Annotated in this window: 16 protein-coding genes; 13 read left to right on the top strand and 3 right to left on the bottom strand. The window is 58.3% G+C overall.

The genetic code is table 11. The features are described 5' to 3' along the window. Positions 1 to 29: 29 nt before the first annotated feature. From nuoM to NG99_RS15585, 5 genes are all read left to right on the top strand, one after another. The gene (nuoM, locus tag NG99_RS15605) at positions 30 to 1,550 is read left to right on the top strand and encodes an NADH-quinone oxidoreductase subunit M (RefSeq protein ID WP_034894852.1); all 1,521 of its coding nucleotides are present in this window, start codon (positions 30 to 32) and stop codon (positions 1,548 to 1,550) included. Positions 1,551 to 1,556: 6 nt separating this feature from the next. Further along, complete coding sequence (gene nuoN / locus NG99_RS15600; protein WP_034894850.1) at positions 1,557 to 3,014, top strand: NADH-quinone oxidoreductase subunit NuoN; 1,458 nt, start codon at positions 1,557 to 1,559, stop codon at positions 3,012 to 3,014. Between the two features lie 155 nt (positions 3,015 to 3,169). Continuing rightward, positions 3,170 to 3,619: a GNAT family N-acetyltransferase gene (locus NG99_RS15595; RefSeq protein WP_034894848.1), complete on the top strand. Its 450-nt coding sequence runs from the start codon at positions 3,170 to 3,172 to the stop codon at positions 3,617 to 3,619. Positions 3,620 to 3,909: 290 nt separating this feature from the next. Beyond that, entirely contained in the window at positions 3,910 to 4,866 is a 957-nt protein-coding gene (locus NG99_RS15590; protein ID WP_034894846.1) for an aldo/keto reductase, read from the top strand. Positions 4,867 to 4,946: 80 nt separating this feature from the next. Beyond that, the gene (locus tag NG99_RS15585) at positions 4,947 to 5,510 is read left to right on the top strand and encodes a TetR/AcrR family transcriptional regulator (protein WP_198138797.1); all 564 of its coding nucleotides are present in this window, start codon (positions 4,947 to 4,949) and stop codon (positions 5,508 to 5,510) included. 79 nt (positions 5,511 to 5,589) lie between these two features. On the opposite strand, the gene NG99_RS15580 is transcribed toward NG99_RS15585, so the two are convergent. Then, the gene (locus NG99_RS15580; protein WP_034894844.1) at positions 5,590 to 7,245 is read right to left on the bottom strand and encodes a glucan biosynthesis protein D; all 1,656 of its coding nucleotides are present in this window, start codon (positions 7,243 to 7,245) and stop codon (positions 5,590 to 5,592) included. A gap of 205 nt (positions 7,246 to 7,450) precedes the next feature. Further along, entirely contained in the window at positions 7,451 to 8,344 is an 894-nt protein-coding gene (locus NG99_RS15575) for a LysR family transcriptional regulator (RefSeq protein ID WP_034894842.1), read from the bottom strand. A 118-nt stretch (positions 8,345 to 8,462) separates the two neighbouring features. Here NG99_RS15575 and NG99_RS15570 point away from each other — a divergent pair, with 118 nt between their 5' ends. The 8 genes from NG99_RS15570 (at position 8,463) to menE (ending at position 16,488) form a co-directional block, all read left to right on the top strand. Further along, complete coding sequence (locus NG99_RS15570; RefSeq protein ID WP_034894840.1) at positions 8,463 to 8,888, top strand: VOC family protein; 426 nt, start codon at positions 8,463 to 8,465, stop codon at positions 8,886 to 8,888. Between the two features lie 191 nt (positions 8,889 to 9,079). After that, positions 9,080 to 9,391, top strand: coding sequence for a stress response protein ElaB (gene elaB, locus NG99_RS15565; protein ID WP_034894837.1), 312 nt, complete (start codon positions 9,080 to 9,082; stop codon positions 9,389 to 9,391). 135 nt (positions 9,392 to 9,526) lie between these two features. Next, positions 9,527 to 10,819, top strand: coding sequence for an isochorismate synthase (locus NG99_RS15560; RefSeq protein WP_034894835.1), 1,293 nt, complete (start codon positions 9,527 to 9,529; stop codon positions 10,817 to 10,819). A gap of 50 nt (positions 10,820 to 10,869) precedes the next feature. Continuing rightward, positions 10,870 to 12,528, top strand: a complete 1,659-nt coding sequence (gene menD / locus NG99_RS15555; protein WP_034894832.1) for a 2-succinyl-5-enolpyruvyl-6-hydroxy-3-cyclohexene-1-carboxylic-acid synthase — start codon at positions 10,870 to 10,872, stop codon at positions 12,526 to 12,528. Then, positions 12,525 to 13,292: a 2-succinyl-6-hydroxy-2,4-cyclohexadiene-1-carboxylate synthase gene (gene menH, locus NG99_RS15550; protein WP_034894829.1), complete on the top strand. Its 768-nt coding sequence runs from the start codon at positions 12,525 to 12,527 to the stop codon at positions 13,290 to 13,292. The genes menD and menH overlap by 4 nt, the downstream gene beginning before the upstream one ends. Positions 13,293 to 13,301: 9 nt before the next feature. Further along, positions 13,302 to 14,159, top strand: coding sequence for a 1,4-dihydroxy-2-naphthoyl-CoA synthase (menB, locus tag NG99_RS15545; protein WP_034894826.1), 858 nt, complete (start codon positions 13,302 to 13,304; stop codon positions 14,157 to 14,159). Further along, positions 14,159 to 15,127: an o-succinylbenzoate synthase gene (gene menC, locus NG99_RS15540; RefSeq protein WP_034894824.1), complete on the top strand. Its 969-nt coding sequence runs from the start codon at positions 14,159 to 14,161 to the stop codon at positions 15,125 to 15,127. Before menB ends, menC begins: the two co-directional genes overlap by 1 nt. Beyond that, entirely contained in the window at positions 15,115 to 16,488 is a 1,374-nt protein-coding gene (gene menE / locus NG99_RS15535) for an o-succinylbenzoate--CoA ligase (RefSeq protein ID WP_034894821.1), read from the top strand. Before menC ends, menE begins: the two co-directional genes overlap by 13 nt. Before the next feature lie 53 nt (positions 16,489 to 16,541). On the opposite strand, the gene katA is transcribed toward menE, so the two are convergent. Further along, positions 16,542 to 17,984, bottom strand: a complete 1,443-nt coding sequence (gene katA, locus NG99_RS15530) for a catalase KatA (protein WP_198138796.1) — start codon at positions 17,982 to 17,984, stop codon at positions 16,542 to 16,544. Positions 17,985 to 18,139 lie beyond the last annotated feature (155 nt).

Below are 18,139 nucleotides of genomic sequence, written 5' to 3'. Positions count from 1 at the left end.
CGGGGAACAAGAGAAGGGAAGAACCCGCCATGTTATTACCTTGGCTTATATTAATCCCGTTCATCGGTGGCCTGCTCTGCTGGCAGCTTGAGCGCTTTGGCGCAAAAGTGCCGCGCTGGATCGCGCTGATTTCGATGGGATTGACGCTGGCGCTTTCTCTGCAACTCTGGTTGCAGGGTGGCTATTCGCTGACCCAGGCCGCCGGCATTCCGCAGTGGCAGTCTGAATACCTCGTTTCCTGGATCCCACGCTTTGGCATTAACGTGCACCTGGCGCTGGACGGCCTGTCGCTGCTGATGGTGGTGCTGACCGGCCTGCTGGGCGTGATGGCGATCCTCTGTTCGTGGAACGAGATCGAAAAATGGCAGGGCTTCTTTCACCTGAACCTGCTGTGGATCCTCGGCGGCGTGATCGGTGTGTTCTTGGCCATCGACCTGTTCCTGTTCTTCTTCTTCTGGGAAATGATGCTGGTGCCGATGTACTTCCTGATCGCTTTGTGGGGTCACAAAGCGTCGGACGGTAAAACGCGCATCACCGCAGCGACCAAGTTCTTCATCTATACCCAGGCCAGTGGGCTGATTATGCTGGTCGCGATTCTCGGACTGGTATTTGTGCACTACAACGCCACGGGCGTCTGGACTTTCAACTACGAAGATCTGCTGAAAACCCCGATGTCGCACGGCGTTGAATATCTGCTGATGCTCGGCTTCTTTATCGCCTTCGCGGTTAAAATGCCGGTGGTGCCGCTTCACGGCTGGTTGCCGGATGCGCACAGTCAGGCACCTACCGCAGGTTCCGTTGACCTGGCGGGTATTCTGCTGAAAACGGCAGCTTACGGCCTGCTGCGCTTTTCGCTGCCGCTGTTCCCTAACGCTTCTGCGGAGTTTGCTCCGATTGCGATGTGGCTGGGGATTATCGGCATCTTCTACGGCGCGTGGATGGCCTTCTCGCAGTACGATATCAAGCGTCTGATTGCCTATACCTCAATTTCACATATGGGCTTCGTGCTGATTGCCATCTATACCGGCAGCCAGCTGGCGTTCCAGGGCGCCGTGGTGCAGATGATTGCTCATGGTCTGTCGGCCGCCGCGCTGTTCATCCTGTGCGGTCAGCTGTATGAACGCCTGCATACCCGCGACATGCGCCAGATGGGCGGCCTGTGGTCGCGCATCAAATGGCTGCCGGGGCTGTCGCTGTTCTTCGCCGTCGCCAACCTGGGAATGCCGGGAACCGGTAACTTCGTCGGGGAGTTTATGATCCTGACCGGCAGCTTCCAGTCGGTGCCGGTGATTATCGTCGTCGCGACCTTCGGCCTGGTGTTTGCTTCCGTTTACTCGCTGGTCATGATGCAACGCGCTTACTACGGCGCACCAAAATCTGAATCGCCTCTGCGCGGCATGAACGCCCGTGAGTTCCTGATGATTATGGTGCTGGTGGTTCTGCTGGTGCTGCTGGGCGTTTATCCACAGCCGATTCTGGACACCTCACATGCTGCGATGAGTAATATTCAGCAGTGGTATACCGCTTCAATTTCAACTACAAGGCCGTAATTCGCCATGACAATAACTCCTCAACAATTGATCGCGCTTCTACCGCTGCTGATCGTCGGATTGACGGTGGTAGTTGTGATGCTGTCCATTGCGTGGCGACGCAACCACTTCGTCAATGCTACGCTGGCGGTGATTGGCCTGAACATTGCGCTGTTCTCGCTGTACTTTGTCGGCCAGGCTGGCCCGATGGATGTGACTCCGCTGCTGCGCGTAGATGGCTTTTCGATGCTGTATACCGGGCTGGTTATTCTTGCCAGCCTCGCGACCTGCACCTTCGCCTATCCGTGGCTGGCGGGCTATCCCGATAACCGCGAAGAGTTTTACCTGCTGGTGCTGATTGCGGCGCTTGGCGGCATCGTGCTGGCCAGCGCTAACCATCTGGCCTCGCTCTTTATCGGTATCGAACTGCTCTCTCTGCCGCTGTTTGGCCTGGTGGGCTATGCCTTTCAGCAGAAGCGCTCGCTGGAAGCCAGCATCAAATACACCATCATGTCGGCCGTTGCCTCGTCGTTCCTGCTGTTTGGTATGGCGTTGGTCTACGCGGATTCGGGCAACCTGAGCTTTATCGCGCTGGGCAAAAGTCTGCATGACGGCATCATTCACCAGCCGCTGCTGCTGGCAGGCCTGGGCATGATGATTGTGGGGCTGGGCTTCAAGCTGTCGCTGGTGCCTTTCCAGCTCTGGACGCCGGACGTCTACCAGGGCGCACCGGCTCCGGTATCGGCTTTCCTGGCTACCGCCAGCAAAATCGCGATCTTTGGCGTCGTCATGCGTCTGTTCCTCTATGCCCCGGCGACAGATAGCGAAGCAGTGCGTCTGGTGCTGGCGATTATTGCCATTGCCTCGATTCTGTTTGGTAACCTGATGGCTATCTCGCAGAGCAATATCAAGCGTCTGCTGGGCTACTCCTCCATCGCGCATCTCGGCTACCTGCTGATCGCACTGATTGCCATTCAGACGCATCAGATATCGCTGGAGGCCTCGGGCGTTTATCTGGCCGGTTACCTGTTCAGCAGTCTCGGCGCGTTTGGCGTGGTTAGCCTGATGTCCAGCCCTTACCGTGGCCCGGATGCCGATTCGCTCTACTCCTATCGCGGCCTGTTCTGGCACCGTCCAATTCTGTCGGCGGTGATGACGGTGATGATGCTGTCGCTGGCCGGTATTCCGATGACGCTGGGCTTTGTGGGTAAGTTTTACGTCATGGCCGTTGGTGTGGGCGCACACCTCTGGTGGCTGACCGGTGCCGTGGTGGTGGGGAGTGCGATTGGCCTCTACTACTATCTGCGCGTCACCGTCAGCCTGTACCTGACCCCGCCTGAGCTGTTGCAGCGCGATACCCAGGCCAACTGGGCCTTTACCGCTGGCGGCGTGGTGGTATTGATTTCCGCCATTCTGGTGCTGCTGCTGGGTATTTACCCTCAGCCGCTGATTTCGCTGGTGGAGATGGCTCAGCCGCTGATGTAGCTGTGCAAACTCTGATAAAGCGGGCTCCTCAGGAGCCCGTTTTTTTTGCCTGCGGTCCTTTTCCTGTTCCGGCAGGAGAGTGGCGTAATCAGGCAGCGGCGTTTCTCTGCACAAACGTGTACATTAATGAGACTACGGATTAACGGAGCGGGAAAATGGAAGTGTACTGGCAGGATCTGCACCACAGCGAACTCAGCACGGCTCAGCTTTATCAGCTGCTGGCACTCCGCAATACGGTGTTTGTGGTGGAACAACATTGCCCCTATCAGGATATTGATGGCGCCGATTTACGGGGAGATAACCGCCATTTGCTGGCGATATTCGATAACCAGCTGCTGGCCTATGCCCGCATCCTGGCGCCGGAGTCGGCGGAGAAACCGGTGAAAATTGGCCGGGTGATTGTCGCCAGCGAGGCGCGTGGACTGAGCCTTGGCAACCGCCTGATGGAGCAGGCTATCGCCAGCTGCGAGCACTACTGGCCACAGCATAAAATTTTTCTTTCCGCTCAGGCTCATCTGCAGGCCTTTTACGGCCGCTTCGGTTTCCATGCGGTCAGTGACACCTATCTTGAAGACGACATTCCGCATATCGATATGGAAAACTGACGGCACATGGCTGCCGCCAGTTCTTTCGCTAAGGAAACTGGCAGGTAAAAGATTTTGTGGGGTAATTGGCATAGCCGTTTTGACGTGCAGATCCTTGCTTCGAAGGTGCGGGATTTGAGTCATTACCCTGCTTGTCAGGTGGCTGACTGTATGCATGACAGTAATCTCAGGGACTACTACTGGAAGGATGGCTGAGGGGCGAGCAATAATGACAAAATCAGAAATTTGTCATTTGTTATTTTGTCGCCTAAACTCAGACTTTCCAATTGAAGTAGTAGAAGAGGGTGTATATGGCGTTCACAAAGCGTTCACTCGGACGGAATGGGCCGATTGTTTCAGCAATTGGCCTGGGCTGCATGAGCATGTCGGAGTTTTACGGTCATAGCGATCGCGGTACTTCTTTGAGAACGATTGCTGCTGCACTTGAGGCTGGCGTCACTCTGTTCGATACCGGCGATTTCTATGGCGTGGGTCACAACGAATTGTTGTTAGCTGAGGCGTTGCAGGGTAAGCGCGACAAAGCGTTTATCCAGGTTAAATACGGTGCCCTACGAAGCCCCGATGGATCATTCATTGGCATTGATGCACGACCGGCCGCGGCAAAAAATGCGCTGTCCTATTCGCTTCAGCGTCTCGGAACCGACCACGTCGACCTGTATATGACCGGCCGCGATCCGAACGTCCCGATTGAAGATACGATCGGCGCAATGGGTGAACTTGTCAGACAGGGTTATATCCGTTACCTGGGGCTTACAAACGTTGATACCGAGACGATTAAACGCGCACATGCAGTCCATCCGATTACTGCATTGCAACTTGAATATGGGCTCATCTCACGCGACATAGAACATTCTGTTTTGCCGCTGTGTCGCGAATTGGGTATCGGCGTTACCGCCTATGGCGTCCTGAGTAGGGGGCTTTTAACTGGTAGCAAAGGGAATGGATCTGGCGATGTTCGTAGTACTTATTACCCGCGCTTCCATAAGGAAAATCTCTCCAGGAACGAAGTGCTTGCAGTTGCGCTAGCCAGGGTTGCCAGCAGCGAGGGTATTACTGCAGCACAGGCAGCAATAAGCTGGGTTCTTAGCCAGGGAGAGGATATTATCCCATTAGTTGGTGCGCGTACCGAAGAGCGGTTACGCGAAGCGTTGACTTCTCCTGTTCAACTGTCTGCTGATGCGCTATCGGCAATCGAGGCAGCAGTTCCGCAGGATGCAGTTCATGGCGAACGTTTTATGGTGCGTTGATGATGAGACCGAATGAGCCAAATTTTCATGAAATAAACAGCATAGCGGTTCCAGGCAGTTTGAATACGGATGAGATGCATATGCGTATTCTCGATACTGCCGAATCGCTACTGCGGCGGCATGGTCTTGATAAATTGAACGTGGTTGACGTAGCTCGCGCGATGAATATGAGCCACGGCAACGTCTATCGACATTTTTCGAGTAAGGCTGCGCTGCGTGCAGCGGTGATCCATCGTTGGCTTCATCGTGTCTCCAGTCAAACTAACGCTATTGCCATACAGGACCAGCCTGCTGATGAACGTTTAGTGGAGTGGCTGAAAACCCTGGCAGTCATCAAGCAGCGCAAAGTGGTCGAAGATGCAGAGTTACTGTCAGCGGCCGCAAAAATTGTCCAGGAGACCCCTGAAGTCCTTGATAACCACGCTATGCAGTTGACTACGCAGTTGGAGTATATTCTTGCCGCGGGTCTGGCTGACAAAACGCTTCCAGGCGTGAAGGACCCGCAGGCCACGGTACTTGCGATCTTGAATGCTACGACTCGTTACCATCATCCTGATATGGTGGTTCATGGTGGGCCGCCTGCGGTCCAGATGGAAGGTCTGAATGGGGTTATTTCTCTAATCATGCGCGGTCTGAAGGGATAAGATAATATCCGTTAAGACTCGGCGCAGAAGCCACAGTGAAATAAAAAAAGCCGCTTTCGCGGCCTTGTCAGTGCTCAGATTACCCGGCGGTCATCTGGCGATCGTCGATGTATTTACGCTTGTCGGGCGGCGGTGGGAAGTACTGATACAGCCACGTTTCGCTCAGCGTTTCGTCTTTGGTGCGCAGGAACAGCCGCAGGTTGACCGGCTCGGTTGACGGGCTGTTCGGATACCAGTCAAACAGAATACGATAGCCGTCAATGGGCTCAACGTAGAGGATCTCAACCTGTTTGATAGTACCAGAGGAGGTGGTGATCACTGGCTCAATGCCTTTCGGCGCGGCCGCTTTCAGATCGCCGCCAACGAAGTCCACCGCGAAACGGCGCGCCCAGACATCAGGATAGTGTTCGCCCGGCGCCCAGCCTTCCGGGAATCCGCCCATGCCGGTTCGGGTGGCATTAACGCGTGACAGGCCGCTGCGCACCGGTGGCAGGCCGCTCCAGTAAAGTTTATAGCTGAAGCTGTGCTCGCTACCCGCCTTGATGGCCTCTTCCGGACGCCAGAAGCAGACAATATTATCCAGCGTTTCGCCCGTGGTTGGGATCTCCATCAGATTGATGGCGCCCTTGCCCCACTTGCCAACCGGCTCTACCCACAGGCTTGGCCGCTTGTTGTACCAGCCAATCACATCCTGATAATCCTGGAAGTCATGATTGAGCTGTAGCATCCCGAAGCCGCGCGGGTTTTCATCCTGATAGGCGTTGTAGGTCAGGCGCTGCGGGTTGTTCAGCGGGCGACAAATCCATTCGCCCACGCCGGTCCACATCGCCAGGCGATCGGAGTCGTGAATCTGTGGATGGATGGTATCGCACATCCGGCGTTCATTGTTGCCGCAGCTGAACATGGTGGTCATCGGCGCGATGCCCATCTGCTCGATATCTTTACGGGCATACAGGTGGTTCTCCACCTCCATCACCACGCGTTTCTCTTCACAGTGGATAATGAACTTAAACGCACCGGTGCAGCTTTCGCCATCCAGCAGGGTGTAAACGGTGAAGGTGGTATCGTCCGCCTTCGGCGTTTCAAACCAGAACGCCGTAAAGTCCGGGAACTCTTCGTGGTTGCCGAAAGTGTTGATAGCCACGCCGCGAGCGGAGAGGCCATACTGATAGGTGGCATCCACGGCGCGGAAATAGCTTGCGCCGAGGAAGGAGACGATATCCTTGCTGGCCAGCTCGGGTTTTTTAAACGCACGAAAGCCGGCAAAGCCCAGGTCGGTTTTGCCTTCCAGCTGCTTCATGTCCACGTTGGCGTTATTGTAGTTAAACAATTCGGGGCGGAAATGGATTTCGCGCGCTTCACGGCTAGACGCATCGACGGCAAACATCCGCAGGCGGCGCTTGAAGCCCATACCGACGTGGAAGAATTGCACGTCAAGTTCACGATTGGGGATATCATTCCACAGCGAGTGATTGGCGTCGTACTGAATTTCGTTGTAGGCCTGCGGGGTCATCGTCGCCAGGGTGTCTGGTAGCGGAGCTGGCGCGCCGCCGTAAGGCTGTTTCGCAAGGTTAGCGGCCATTTGTTTGAGCACGTCAAAATCAAATTGCTTCGCAGTGCCGTCGGCGATATCCGTATCCGCCCAGGCAGCCTGAGCAAATAACGTCGATAAACCGGACATGCCGCTTACCGTAGCGAAAGCCATTGACGCTTTCATAAACATTCTTCGATTCATGCCAGAAGTGATTTCCTTTGCTGAACGGAGTTTGTAGAGACTGTCGTGTACTTGCACACTGAGGCTGACGTTCAGCCTTGCCTTACTCGTATGTGACTCAGGTCACAGGGAATTACGACAGCTTGTGGGTTCGAAAATTCAGTTCACCAAAAATTTATCAGATAAATCTAACAAAAGCAGTGTTTTCCGCCAATTGCGGCCGGTTTTAACCGTTAACGTGCGGATGCTGAGGCGGTATGGCCTGCGTTTTTAGTATTCCAGCAATAAATTTATGCAGCGGAGAGTGACGGTTGGCGTGGCGCATCACCATAATCAGCTCGCGGTAAAAAGTCTGCTCGCCAAGCCTGATAATACGTACACCAGCCGCACGTTCCGTCCACAGTCCGGCCAGAGGGACCAGCGCCACGCCCAGCTTCATCTCCACCATTTTCACAATGGCATCAATTTCATCGATTTCCAGCACTAACTGTGGGTCGAGCCGCTGCTCCCGCAGAAACTGGCTGACCATTCTGCCGCCAAATGACGAGCGGTCATAGCGGATAAAGGGCTGCTGGCGGATAATTTCGGCCGCGTTATTCCCACGGATATCGGGGGGGGTAATCAGCACGTAGGGCTCTTTTTGCAGCGTTTCAGCATAGAGGTCTTTAGTCAGCGCAAAGCTGGGCTTAATAATGACCGCCAGATCCAGATTGCCCGCGTCGACCTGGGTGAGCAGGCTGGAGGAGACGCCGGGGATCAGCTTGGTCTCCAGCGCAGGAGCCTGCTGATGCACGCTTACCAGCACGCCCGGCAGCAATCCGGTCTGCACGGAAGAGATGGCGCCAATTTTAATCGCCCCGCGATAGTCGCTGACATTCTCCGGCTGGGCCATGCGGGCAAACAGCGCGAGGATTTCTTCCGCCAGCGGCAGCACCCGCGTGCCGCTGGCATTCAGCGCGATAGCGCGGCCAGAGCGGTCAAACAGCTGCATTCCCAGCGCCTGCTCCAGCGTGCGCATCTGGGCGCTGACGGCGGACTGCGTCAGACCAATCCGCTGCCCTGCGGCGGCAAAGGTGCCGCACTGGTTTACGGCAACAAAGGTTTTCAGTTCACGTAGCATTCGGTTGACTCAGCAAAATAATTGTTGATTCGTTGTGGAAATATTCGCTTTTAATAAAAAATATTATCGTCAAGAATGGGGGAATACAACGACCTTGTCCCATTCTGGAGAGATAATAATGGCCCTCAGCCCGTTTCACCTGGCTATCCCCGTCGATGACCTGGCCGCCGCGCGCCATTTCTACGGTACCGTATTTAATCTTCCCGAAGGACGTTCCAGCGAGAAGTGGGTGGACTTTGACTTCTACGGCCATCAGTTGGTGATCCATGAAGCGCCAAAGAACGCTGCGCCGGACGCGATTCATACCAATCACGTTGACGGCCACGGCGTGCCGGTTCCCCATTTTGGCCTGGTGCTGAGCTGGGAGGAGTGGGAGCAGCTCGCGGCGCGGCTGAGGGATTTTCAGATCAAGTTTGAGATCGAACCCTATGTTCGCTTCAAGGGGCAGGTGGGCGAGCAGGCCACCATGTTCTTCTTCGATCCCTGCGGCAACGCGCTGGAGTTTAAAGCCTTTAAAGATATCGCGACGATGTTTGCCAAATAGGCAGCGCCGGGCGGTATGCTTCTGAGCATCCTTTTAAAAGACCTTATCCGGGTCGCCGGTCTTCATGACCGGCTTTTTTTTGCCTGCGATTTAACGATCCAGGAATCAGGCAATTCCTGGAGGGCTCAGCGGGCAGATTGAGAAAAAGTGTCTATAGTTAGTGGAGTATCTTATTCGCACATGGAGACGTTATGGCTACTACGATTGCACCTGAAGACACCCGTCTGGACGATGACCTGGCGCTGCTGACTGAAACGCTGGAAGAGGTTCTTAAATCTTCTGGAGACCCGGCGGATCAGAAATATGTCGAGCTGAAAGCGAAAGCTGAAAAGTCGCTGAACGACGTCAAGTCACGCGTCAGCCAGGCTACTGATACTTACTATGTTCGGGCAAAACAGGCGGTGTATCGCGCTGATGAATACGTACACGAAAAGCCCTGGCAGGGGATTGGCGTCGGCGCTACCTTGGGGCTGGTGGTCGGATTACTGCTGGCGCGCCGCTAGTCGTTGCGTTGTCGGTTGAATAGAGCGGGCGTCCTTTGGGACGCCCGTTTTGCTTATTGCAGCCTGGCCCAGATCAAACGCCGGGGGGCGTGCGGCTGATAAACTAACCAGACTTTCGTTTGCCTGGACTGTCCGATGCCTTTCTCCTCCGCCCTGCGGCAGCTACAACAGCAGCTCCGGTCCGTGATCGGGACTCATCGCGGCTTTCTGTGCCTTGCCGTGCCGCTACCTGACGAGCCAGACGGCCTGGCGTGGCTGGACGCGCAGCCAGTCTGGCCAAAGTTTTACTGGCAGCAGCGCGAAGGCAAACAGCGGCTGATGGCGCTGGGAGAAGTCCAGCGCGCTGAGACGCTCCGTCAGGCTGCTGAGCTGCTTGATTCGCTGCCTGCGGAAGGGTGCCTGGTAGGAGCCAACGAATTTTCGCTACGGCAAAGCTACCTTTTTCTGCCTCGCCTGATCTGGCACGGCAACACCCTGAAAGTTTTCCTGCACGGCGAGCTGCAGGAGGAAGCCCAGGCGGCACTCGGACTCATAGAACGGCTCCGGCCTGCAAAACCTCTACCGGAGCTTCCCCGCCAGCTGCTTACCCTTCAACATTTTCCTGATGGCGAAGGCTGGCGGCAGCAGGTTGAGGCGGCGCTACGGGCCATTCAGACCGGCTCGCTGGATAAAGTAGTGCTGGCGCGAGCGACCGATTTACGTTTCTCCCAGGCCTTTTCAGCCGCGTCTTTGCTCCAGGCCAGCCGCGAGGTAAACCACGACTGCTACCACTTTTTGCTCTCTCCCGATGCCCGGCAGGCGTTTGTCGGCTCCAGCCCCGAGCGGCTTTTCCATCGTCAGGGGCTGGCGTTCAGTAGCGAGGCGCTGGCGGGCACCTGCGCCAGCTCCAGCGATCCTCAGCGGGCGCAGCAGTTGGCAGACGCGCTGCTGAAAGATGAAAAGAATCGCCGGGAAAATCGCCTGGTGGTGGAGGATATTTGCCAGCGCCTGCGGCCGATCGCTCGCGAGGTGGACGTTTGCCCGGCAGCCGTGGTACGGCTGCGCAAGGTTCAGCATCTGAGGTGCGATATCCAGGGGCTGCTGCATAAGAGGGACGACAGGCTGCTGATCAGGCGACTTCAGCCGACGGCCGCGGTAGCCGGTTTGCCCCGTCAACAGGCTCAGCTATTTATTCAGCAGCATGAACCTTTCTCGCGCGGCTGGTATGCGGGGTCGGTAGGCTGGCTCTCGGCGTCGGAAAGCGAGTTCACCGTGGCGCTGCGCTGTGGGCTGGTGGAAGAGGATAGCGTGCGGTTATACGCAGGCGCTGGGATTGTCGCCGGGTCCGAAGCGCCGCTCGAATGGCAGGAGATTAACCACAAAGCCTCAGGGCTGGCTACTTTATTAGGAGTAGAAATAGCGAGCGAATCCTGCCCCAAATCAAGTTAAGCCATTTTTGCCTCTTTTATACTGCTCTCTGCTTTGATCAGGAGTGGGTTATGTCACACAGTTCCTTCAACCGTCGCTGGGCAGCCGTTATCCTTGAAGCGTTAACCCGTCACCGGGTGCAGCATCTCTGCATTGCTCCCGGCTCGCGCTCCGCGCCGTTGACCCTGCTGGCGGCCAGCCATCCCCGGCTGATTTGCCATACCCACTTCGACGAACGCGGGCTGGGACATCTGGCGCTGGGGCTGGCTAAATCCACCGGCCAGCCGGTTGCGATCGTGGTCACTTCCGGTACCGCCGTTGCCAATCTCTATCCTGCCATTATTGAAGCACGCCTGACCGGCGAGCGTCTGATTGTGCTCAGCGCAGACCGCCCCGTCGAACTGCTTGACTGCGGCGCGAACCAGGCGATCGAGCAAACGGGGCTGTTTGCCCACCACGCCGCCGCGCTGAATCTTCCCCGACCTACGCCCGATGTCTCCGCCCGCTGGCTGGTTTCCGCTATCGATTCGCTGCTGGGACAGCAGGTTTTCGGCGCGGTGCAGATTAACTGCCCGTTTGCCGAGCCGCTGTATGGCGACGATCCCGATGCTTTCCGCAGCTGGCGTGACGATCTGGGCAAGTGGTGGCAGGACGATCGTCCCTGGCTGCGGCAGGTTGCAGCCAGGGCCACACCGGTTAACCCTGAGTGGGGATTCTGGCGGCAACAGCGCGGCGTGGTGATTGCCGGGAAAATGACTGCGGAGGAGGGGATCGCGGTCGCCCGCTGGGCTGCTGAACTGGGCTGGCCGCTGATTGCCGACGTTCAATCGCAGAGCGGTCAGCCGCTGCCTTCTGCCTCAATCTGGTTGCAGCATCCGCAGGCGCTTGCCACGCTGGCCAGCGCGCAGCTGATCGTCCAGTTTGGCAGCCATCTGACCGGGAAAACGCTCGGCGGCTGGCTGGCGGACTGCCAGCCTGAGGATTTCTGGCTGATTGAAGCGATGCCGGAGAGACGCGATCCGGCTCACCATCGCGGCAGCCGCATCGTGGCTGAGATTGTGCCCTGGCTGGCTGCGCATCCGGCCCTTGCTCAGCCGGCATGGTGTCCTGAACTGACTCGGTTAGTGGCTGACATCACGTCTGCCATCCGTCAGCCCGCGTTTAGCGAGGCCGGGCTGGCGCAACACCTCCCGTCATTATTACCGGCCCAGGGCGCGCTGTTTCTCGGTAACAGCCTGACCATCCGCCTGGTGGATACTTTCGCCCAGCTACCGGCGGGCTACCCGGTGTTTGCTAATCGCGGGGCGAGCGGTATCGATGGGCTAATCGCGACGGCGGCAGGGGTGCAGCGGGGCAGCCATCGCCCGCTGCTGGCGATCGTTGGCGATATCTCTGCCCTGTATGATGTGAACAGCCTGGCGCTGCTCGGGCAGTCGCAGGCACCGGTGGTGCTGATCGTGGTCAACAACGACGGCGGGCAGATTTTTTCCATGCTGCCGACGCCAGCATCGGAAAGGCAGCGCTTCTTTGCAATGCCGCAGCAGGTGGATTTCGCCGCCGCCGCGCGGCTGTTCGGCCTTCAGTTCCATCGCCCTGATGACTGGCAGGCGCTGGTAACGGCCGTTGAGCGAGGATGGCAGGAGGAGGGCGCCACGCTGATCGAACTGCGGGTGGCGGCCGAAGAGGGTGCGCAGAGCCTGGCCGTGGCCGGGAAGGTTAGACAGGAATGATCCTTCACGCTTGCCGACAGGGCGATCGTCACAGCGGCAAACCCGTTCTGGTCTGGCTGCACGGGCTGCTGGGCAGCGCCGCAGACTGGCTGCCGGTGCAGTCTTTGCTGGCCGACTGGCCGCACCTCGGCATCGATCTTCCCGGACACGGTGGTTCGCAGGCGCATCATACCAGCGGGTTTGACTCACTCTCAGACAGCATCGACCAGACGCTGCGCTATCACGGCATTCACCGCTACTGGCTGATTGGCTACTCTCTTGGCGGCCGGGTTGCGCTGTTCCACGCCTGCCGCCATGCGGGACCGGAGCTGGAGGGGCTGCTGGTGGAAGGCGGCCATTACGGCCTTGAGCTGCCTGAACTGCGCCAGCAGCGGCAAAGACAGGATGCTGGCTGGGCCGAACGGTTCCGCTCACAGCCGCTGGCGCAAACGCTTCAGGCCTGGTATCAGCAGCCCGTATTTGCCGATATGACCGGGTCGCAGCGGGCGCGCCTGATTGAGCTGCGCCTGTCCAACCGCGCCGCTGCCGTGGCAGACATGCTGCTGGCAACCTCTTTGTCCCGGCAGCCGTACCTGCTGCCCGAACTGGCCCGGCTGACTCTCCCGTTCAGCACTCTCTGTGGCGAGCGGGACGGTAAATTTCTGCAACTCGCGCGACAGGCCTCTCTCTCCTGCGATGTTATTCCTGCGGCCGGTCACAATGCCCACCGTGAAAATCCTGCCGCTTATGCCTCCTGCGTGGCGCAGCGGCTCACTCACTCCTGAGGAAATCAGATGATTTATCCCGACGAAAGCCAGCTTACAGCCCCGGTCGAATGGCAGGATTCTGGCCTGCCCTTCAGCGATATTCGCTACCACAAGTCCTGTGACGGCATTGCCAAAATCACCCTGAACCGACCGGATGTACGCAATGCCTTCCGGCCGCAAACGGTAAAAGAGCTGCTGGCGGCGCTGAACGATGCCCGCCACGATGAGCACATTGGCGTGATCGTGCTGACCGGAGAGGGAGAACAGGCCTTCTGCGCCGGAGGCGACCAGAAAGTTCGCGGAGATTATGGCGGCTATCAGGATGAGTCCGGCGTTCACCACCTCAACGTGCTGGATTTCCAGCGTCAGATACGCACCTGTCCTAAACCGGTGGTGGCGATGGTTGCAGGTTATGCGGTTGGCGGCGGCCACGTACTGCATATGCTCTGCGATCTGACGATTGCAGCGGATAATGCGCAGTTCGGCCAGACCGGGCCAAAGGTAGGCTCGTTTGACGGCGGCTGGGGGGCTGCTTATATGGCGCGGATTGTCGGGCAGAAGAAGGCCCGGGAGATCTGGTTTCTGTGCCGGATGTATAGCGCACAGCAGGCGCTGGAGATGGGGCTGGTCAATACCGTGGTGCCGTTAGCCGAGCTGGAGCGGGAAACGGTGCGCTGGTGTCGCGAAATGCTGCAAAACAGCCCGATGGCGCTGCGCTGCCTGAAGGCGGCGCTGAACGCCGACTGCGACGGGCAGGCGGGGCTACAGGAGCTGGCTGGCAACGCGACCATGCTGTTTTACATGACTGAAGAAGGACAGGAAGGGCGCAACGCGTTTAATCAGAAGCGCCAGCCGGACTTCAGCAAATTTAAGCGAAATCCCTGATGCGCCGCGCAACGGTCTTTGCCTGGGACATTCCTCTTGAGGCTGGCGTAGTTCTGCGCGATCGGCGGCTGAAAACGCGTAGCGGGCTGCTGGTGAGGCTGACAGCGTCGGGGAGGGAAGGCTGGGGAGAAATTGCGCCGCTGCCTGGATTCAGTCAGGAGACGCTGGCCGAAGCGCAACCTGAAGCCCTGAGCTGGCTGAAGGCGTGGTGCGAAGGGAAAGAACCGGCGGAAAGCCGCCTGCCTTCGGTTGCTTTTGGCCTGAGCTGCGCCGCTGCGGAACTGGCGGGCGAGCTGCCGGAAGAGGGCTGCTATCGCAGCGCGCTGCTCTGTACGGGCGACCCTGACGCGCTACTTCTTCGGTTACAGCAGCAGGCTGAGCCGCTGGCAAAAATGAAGGTTGGGCTGTATGAGCCGGTGCGGGACGGCATGATGGTCAGCCTGCTGCTTGAAGCGCTGCCTGAACTGACGCTGAGGCTCGATGCGAACCGGAGCTGGAGCCTGGAGCGGGCGCGGCGTTTCGCTCGTTTTATTGACCCGGCTCTCCGTTCACGCATTGTTTTTCTCGAAGAGCCCTGCCGCAGCCAGCGCGAAGCGAGAGACTTTGCCAGCGAAACCGGCATCGCCATTGCCTGGGACGAAAGCGCCAGGGACGTGGGTTTTCGGCCGCTGGCGGAGCCGAACGTCAGTGCCGTGGTGATTAAACCCACGCTGACCGGCAGCCTGGCACAGGTGTCGGCGCTGGTGGCGCGGGTAAACAAGGCCGGGATGCAGGCTGTGATTAGCTCGTCGCTGGAGTCCAGCTTCGGGCTGACCCAGCTGGCGCGCATTGCCCACTGGCTAACGCCCGGCGTCACGCCGGGCCTCGACACGCTGGATTTGATGGCGCATCAGCTGGTGCGCAGCTGGCCCGCTAGCGAACTGCCGCTGATTTCTCCGCAAACGCTGGAGGTACTATGGCAGCGCTGAGCGACTGGCCCTGGCGGCATTGGCAAAACGTTCAGCCGCACCGCACCGCGGTCTTTACCCCGCAGGAAAACCTGAGCTGGGCACAGCTGGCCACGCGGGTTGACCGGCTGGCCGCCGGGCTGATGCAGCAGGGCGTTCATGCTGGCTGTGGCGTGGCGCTAAAAGCCCGTAACGGCCTGCCTGCGCTGCTGGCTTACCTTGCCCTGCTGCAATGCGGAGCGCGGGTGCTGCCGCTGAATCCGCAGCTTCCGCCATCCCTGCTGGCGGCGCTGCTGCCCTCGTTAAACTGTGATTTTTCCCTGTCGCTGGACGGGGAAGCTCTACCGGCGCTGCCTGCGCTAAGCCTGACGTTTATCTCTGGCCGCTCGCATCGCGGCTGGGACCAGCGGCAGATTGCCACGCTGACGCTGACCTCCGGCTCAGGCGGTCAGCCGAAAGCGGCTGCCCATACCTTCGCCGCCCATCTCGCCAGCGCGGCGGGCGTGGTAACGGCAATGGGTTTTGGATCTGACGATTGCTGGCTGCTGTCGCTGCCGCTGTTCCACGTTTCCGGCCAGGGTATTCTCTGGCGCTGGCTACTAAGGGGCGCAGGGCTGGCGCTGCCGGGCGATCGTCCGCTGCATCAGGCGCTTGCAGACTGTAGCTTTGCTTCGCTGGTGCCAACCCAGCTCTGGCGACTGCTGCATCACGCCTGTCTGCCCGCTAACCTGCGCAGCGTGCTGCTGGGCGGCTCGGCGATTCCAGCGCCGTTAACCCAGCAGGCTGAGGCGGCCGGTATCGCCTGCTGGTGTGGCTACGGCATGACCGAAACCGCATCGACCGTGACGGCAAAGCGGGCTGACGGGCGAAGCGGCGTCGGGCAGGCGCTGGCAGGGCATCAGGTCCGGGTGGTGGCAGGAGAGGTTCAGCTGCGCTCTGCGGCGCTGGCCTGTGGCTACTGGCGAGAGGGGGAACTGCTGACGCTGACGGATGCGCAAGGTTGGTTTGCTACCCGCGACGGCGGGCAGATTCATCAGGGCGAGCTGCTGTTGAGCGGGCGTCTGGATAATCAGTTTTTCTCGGCCGGAGAGGGGATTCAGCCGGAGCAGATCGAATCTGTACTGCTGTCGCACCCTGACGTGTCCGAAGCGTTTGTGGTGCCCAGAGAGGACGAGGAGTTTGGTCATCGTCCGGTCGCGCTGGTTTCTTTACGGACAGAGCTGTCGCTGGCGGCGTTGGCGGAATGGGCGAAGCCGCTGCTGGCCGGGTTTCAGCATCCGGTAAGCTGGCATCTTCTGCCTGAGCTGAACGCGGGGGGGATTAAAATTTCACGGCAGAGCTTAACGCAGTGGGTCGCCAGGCAGGAAAAAGGGCGGCACTAAGCCACCCTTTGCAGGCTGATCGCCTTCCCCCTTCCAACAGGCCGGGGTGTGGCCTATTTCAGCTCTTTAAGCGCCTGCTCAACGCCGGTGCCGTAGGCAGGGTCCACCTGATGGAACAGCGCAATCTGCCGCTGCTGAATAAATTCAGGTACCTGAACCAGCTCTCCGGCAATGCGCTTGAACATTCTCTGGTGTTCCTCTTCGCTAATCAAATGGAACAGCGCGCGCGGCTGGCTGAAATAATCCTCATCCTCACGGTGATTCCAGTGGTCGGCAGCGCCTTCCAGCGACAGCGGCGGCTCGCTGAAGTCCGGCTGCTCCTGGAAGACGTTAAAGCTGTTAGGCTCATAGGTCGCCCCGTTGCCGCTGTTGCCGTCCACGCGCATTGCGCCGTCGCGATGGTAACTGTGGAACGGGCATTTTGGCGCGTTCACCGGGATCTGGTGATGGTTAACGCCGAGGCGATAGCGGTGGGCATCGCCGTAAGAGAACAGGCGTCCCTGCAACATGCGGTCAGGAGAGAAGCCAATGCCGGGCACCACGTTAGCCGGGCTCATCGCTACCTGTTCCACCTCGGCAAAATAGTTATCCGGGTTACGGTTCAGCTCGAACTCTCCCACTTCAATCAGCGGGTAGTCGCCGTGCGGCCAGACTTTAGTCAGGTCGAACGGGTTATACGGCGTCTGCGAGGCTTCAGCTTCCGGCATGATCTGCACGAAGAATTTCCAGCGTGGGAAGTCCCCTTTTTCAATAGCTTCAAACAGATCGCGCTGTGAGCTTTCACGATCCTGACCAATCAGCAGCGCGGCTTCGTCATCCATCAGGTTGGCAATCCCCTGCTCGCAGCGCATATGGAATTTCACCCAGAAACGTTCCTGCTGGTCGTTGATAAAGCTGTAGGTGTGGCTGCCGAAACCGTGGATATGGCGATAGGAGTCTGGCAGGCCGCGGTCGCTAAAATCGATGGTCAGCTGGTGCAGTGATTCCGGCAGCTGCGAGAAAAAGTCCCACTTATAGGTTGGATTACGCAGGTTAGTACGCGGGTCGCGCTTCACAACGTGGTTGAGATCGGGAAACTTAAGCGGATCGCGCAGATAGAATACCGGCGTGTTATTGCCGACCAGATCCCAGTTGCCCTCTTCGGTATAAAACTTGAGCGAGAATCCACGGATATCACGCTCGGCATCGGCTCCGCCGCGCTCGCCCGCTACGGTAGAGAAGCGGATAAACAGTTCGGTTTTTTTACCCACTCCGGCGAAGATTTTTGCCCGGGTGAAGCGGGTGATATCCTGGGTTACGGTAAAGGTGCCGTAAGCGCCTGAGCCTTTAGCGTGCATCCTGCGCTCTGGGATCACTTCCCGGTCGAAATGCGCCAGCTTCTCTAAAAACCAGACATCCTGCAACAGCATGGGGCCGCGGCGACCTGCGGTCATCACATTATTATTGTGGGCAACGGGTGCGCCAGCAGCGGTGGTCAGTCCTTTTTTGCTCATCATGCGTCTCTCTCTGCTAAATTAAGGTTTGAACTTCGAAATAATTTTTATCAATCGGGTTAACCTATTATCAACGCCATTGTGCGCGACACCTTGATTCCCGGCAATCAGGCTCTGTCTATCGCTGCTATCTCTGAAACAAAACGTCCGTTGCTGCA

Source organism: Erwinia typographi (assembly GCF_000773975.1).
Taxonomy (GTDB): domain Bacteria; phylum Pseudomonadota; class Gammaproteobacteria; order Enterobacterales; family Enterobacteriaceae; genus Erwinia; species Erwinia typographi.
This window is presented reverse-complemented; position numbering and strand designations above follow the sequence as displayed.

Bases quoted from the DNA above. Each gene is read 5' to 3' on its own strand.
- nuoM (WP_034894852.1), top strand. From the start codon at position 30: ATGTTATTACCTTGGCTTATATTAATCCCGTTCATCGGTGGCCTGCTC.
- nuoN (WP_034894850.1), top strand. From the start codon at position 1,557: ATGACAATAACTCCTCAACAATTGATCGCGCTTCTACCGCTGCTGATC.
- NG99_RS15595 (WP_034894848.1), top strand. From the start codon at position 3,170: ATGGAAGTGTACTGGCAGGATCTGCACCACAGCGAACTCAGCACGGCT.
- NG99_RS15590 (WP_034894846.1), top strand. From the start codon at position 3,910: ATGGCGTTCACAAAGCGTTCACTCGGACGGAATGGGCCGATTGTTTCA.
- NG99_RS15585 (WP_198138797.1), top strand. From the start codon at position 4,947: ATGCGTATTCTCGATACTGCCGAATCGCTACTGCGGCGGCATGGTCTT.
- NG99_RS15580 (WP_034894844.1), bottom strand. From the start codon at position 7,245: ATGAATCGAAGAATGTTTATGAAAGCGTCAATGGCTTTCGCTACGGTA.
- NG99_RS15575 (WP_034894842.1), bottom strand. From the start codon at position 8,344: ATGCTACGTGAACTGAAAACCTTTGTTGCCGTAAACCAGTGCGGCACC.
- NG99_RS15570 (WP_034894840.1), top strand. From the start codon at position 8,463: ATGGCCCTCAGCCCGTTTCACCTGGCTATCCCCGTCGATGACCTGGCC.
- elaB (WP_034894837.1), top strand. From the start codon at position 9,080: ATGGCTACTACGATTGCACCTGAAGACACCCGTCTGGACGATGACCTG.
- NG99_RS15560 (WP_034894835.1), top strand. From the start codon at position 9,527: ATGCCTTTCTCCTCCGCCCTGCGGCAGCTACAACAGCAGCTCCGGTCC.
- menD (WP_034894832.1), top strand. From the start codon at position 10,870: ATGTCACACAGTTCCTTCAACCGTCGCTGGGCAGCCGTTATCCTTGAA.
- menH (WP_034894829.1), top strand. From the start codon at position 12,525: ATGATCCTTCACGCTTGCCGACAGGGCGATCGTCACAGCGGCAAACCC.
- menB (WP_034894826.1), top strand. From the start codon at position 13,302: ATGATTTATCCCGACGAAAGCCAGCTTACAGCCCCGGTCGAATGGCAG.
- menC (WP_034894824.1), top strand. From the start codon at position 14,159: ATGCGCCGCGCAACGGTCTTTGCCTGGGACATTCCTCTTGAGGCTGGC.
- menE (WP_034894821.1), top strand. From the start codon at position 15,115: ATGGCAGCGCTGAGCGACTGGCCCTGGCGGCATTGGCAAAACGTTCAG.
- katA (WP_198138796.1), bottom strand. From the start codon at position 17,984: ATGATGAGCAAAAAAGGACTGACCACCGCTGCTGGCGCACCCGTTGCC.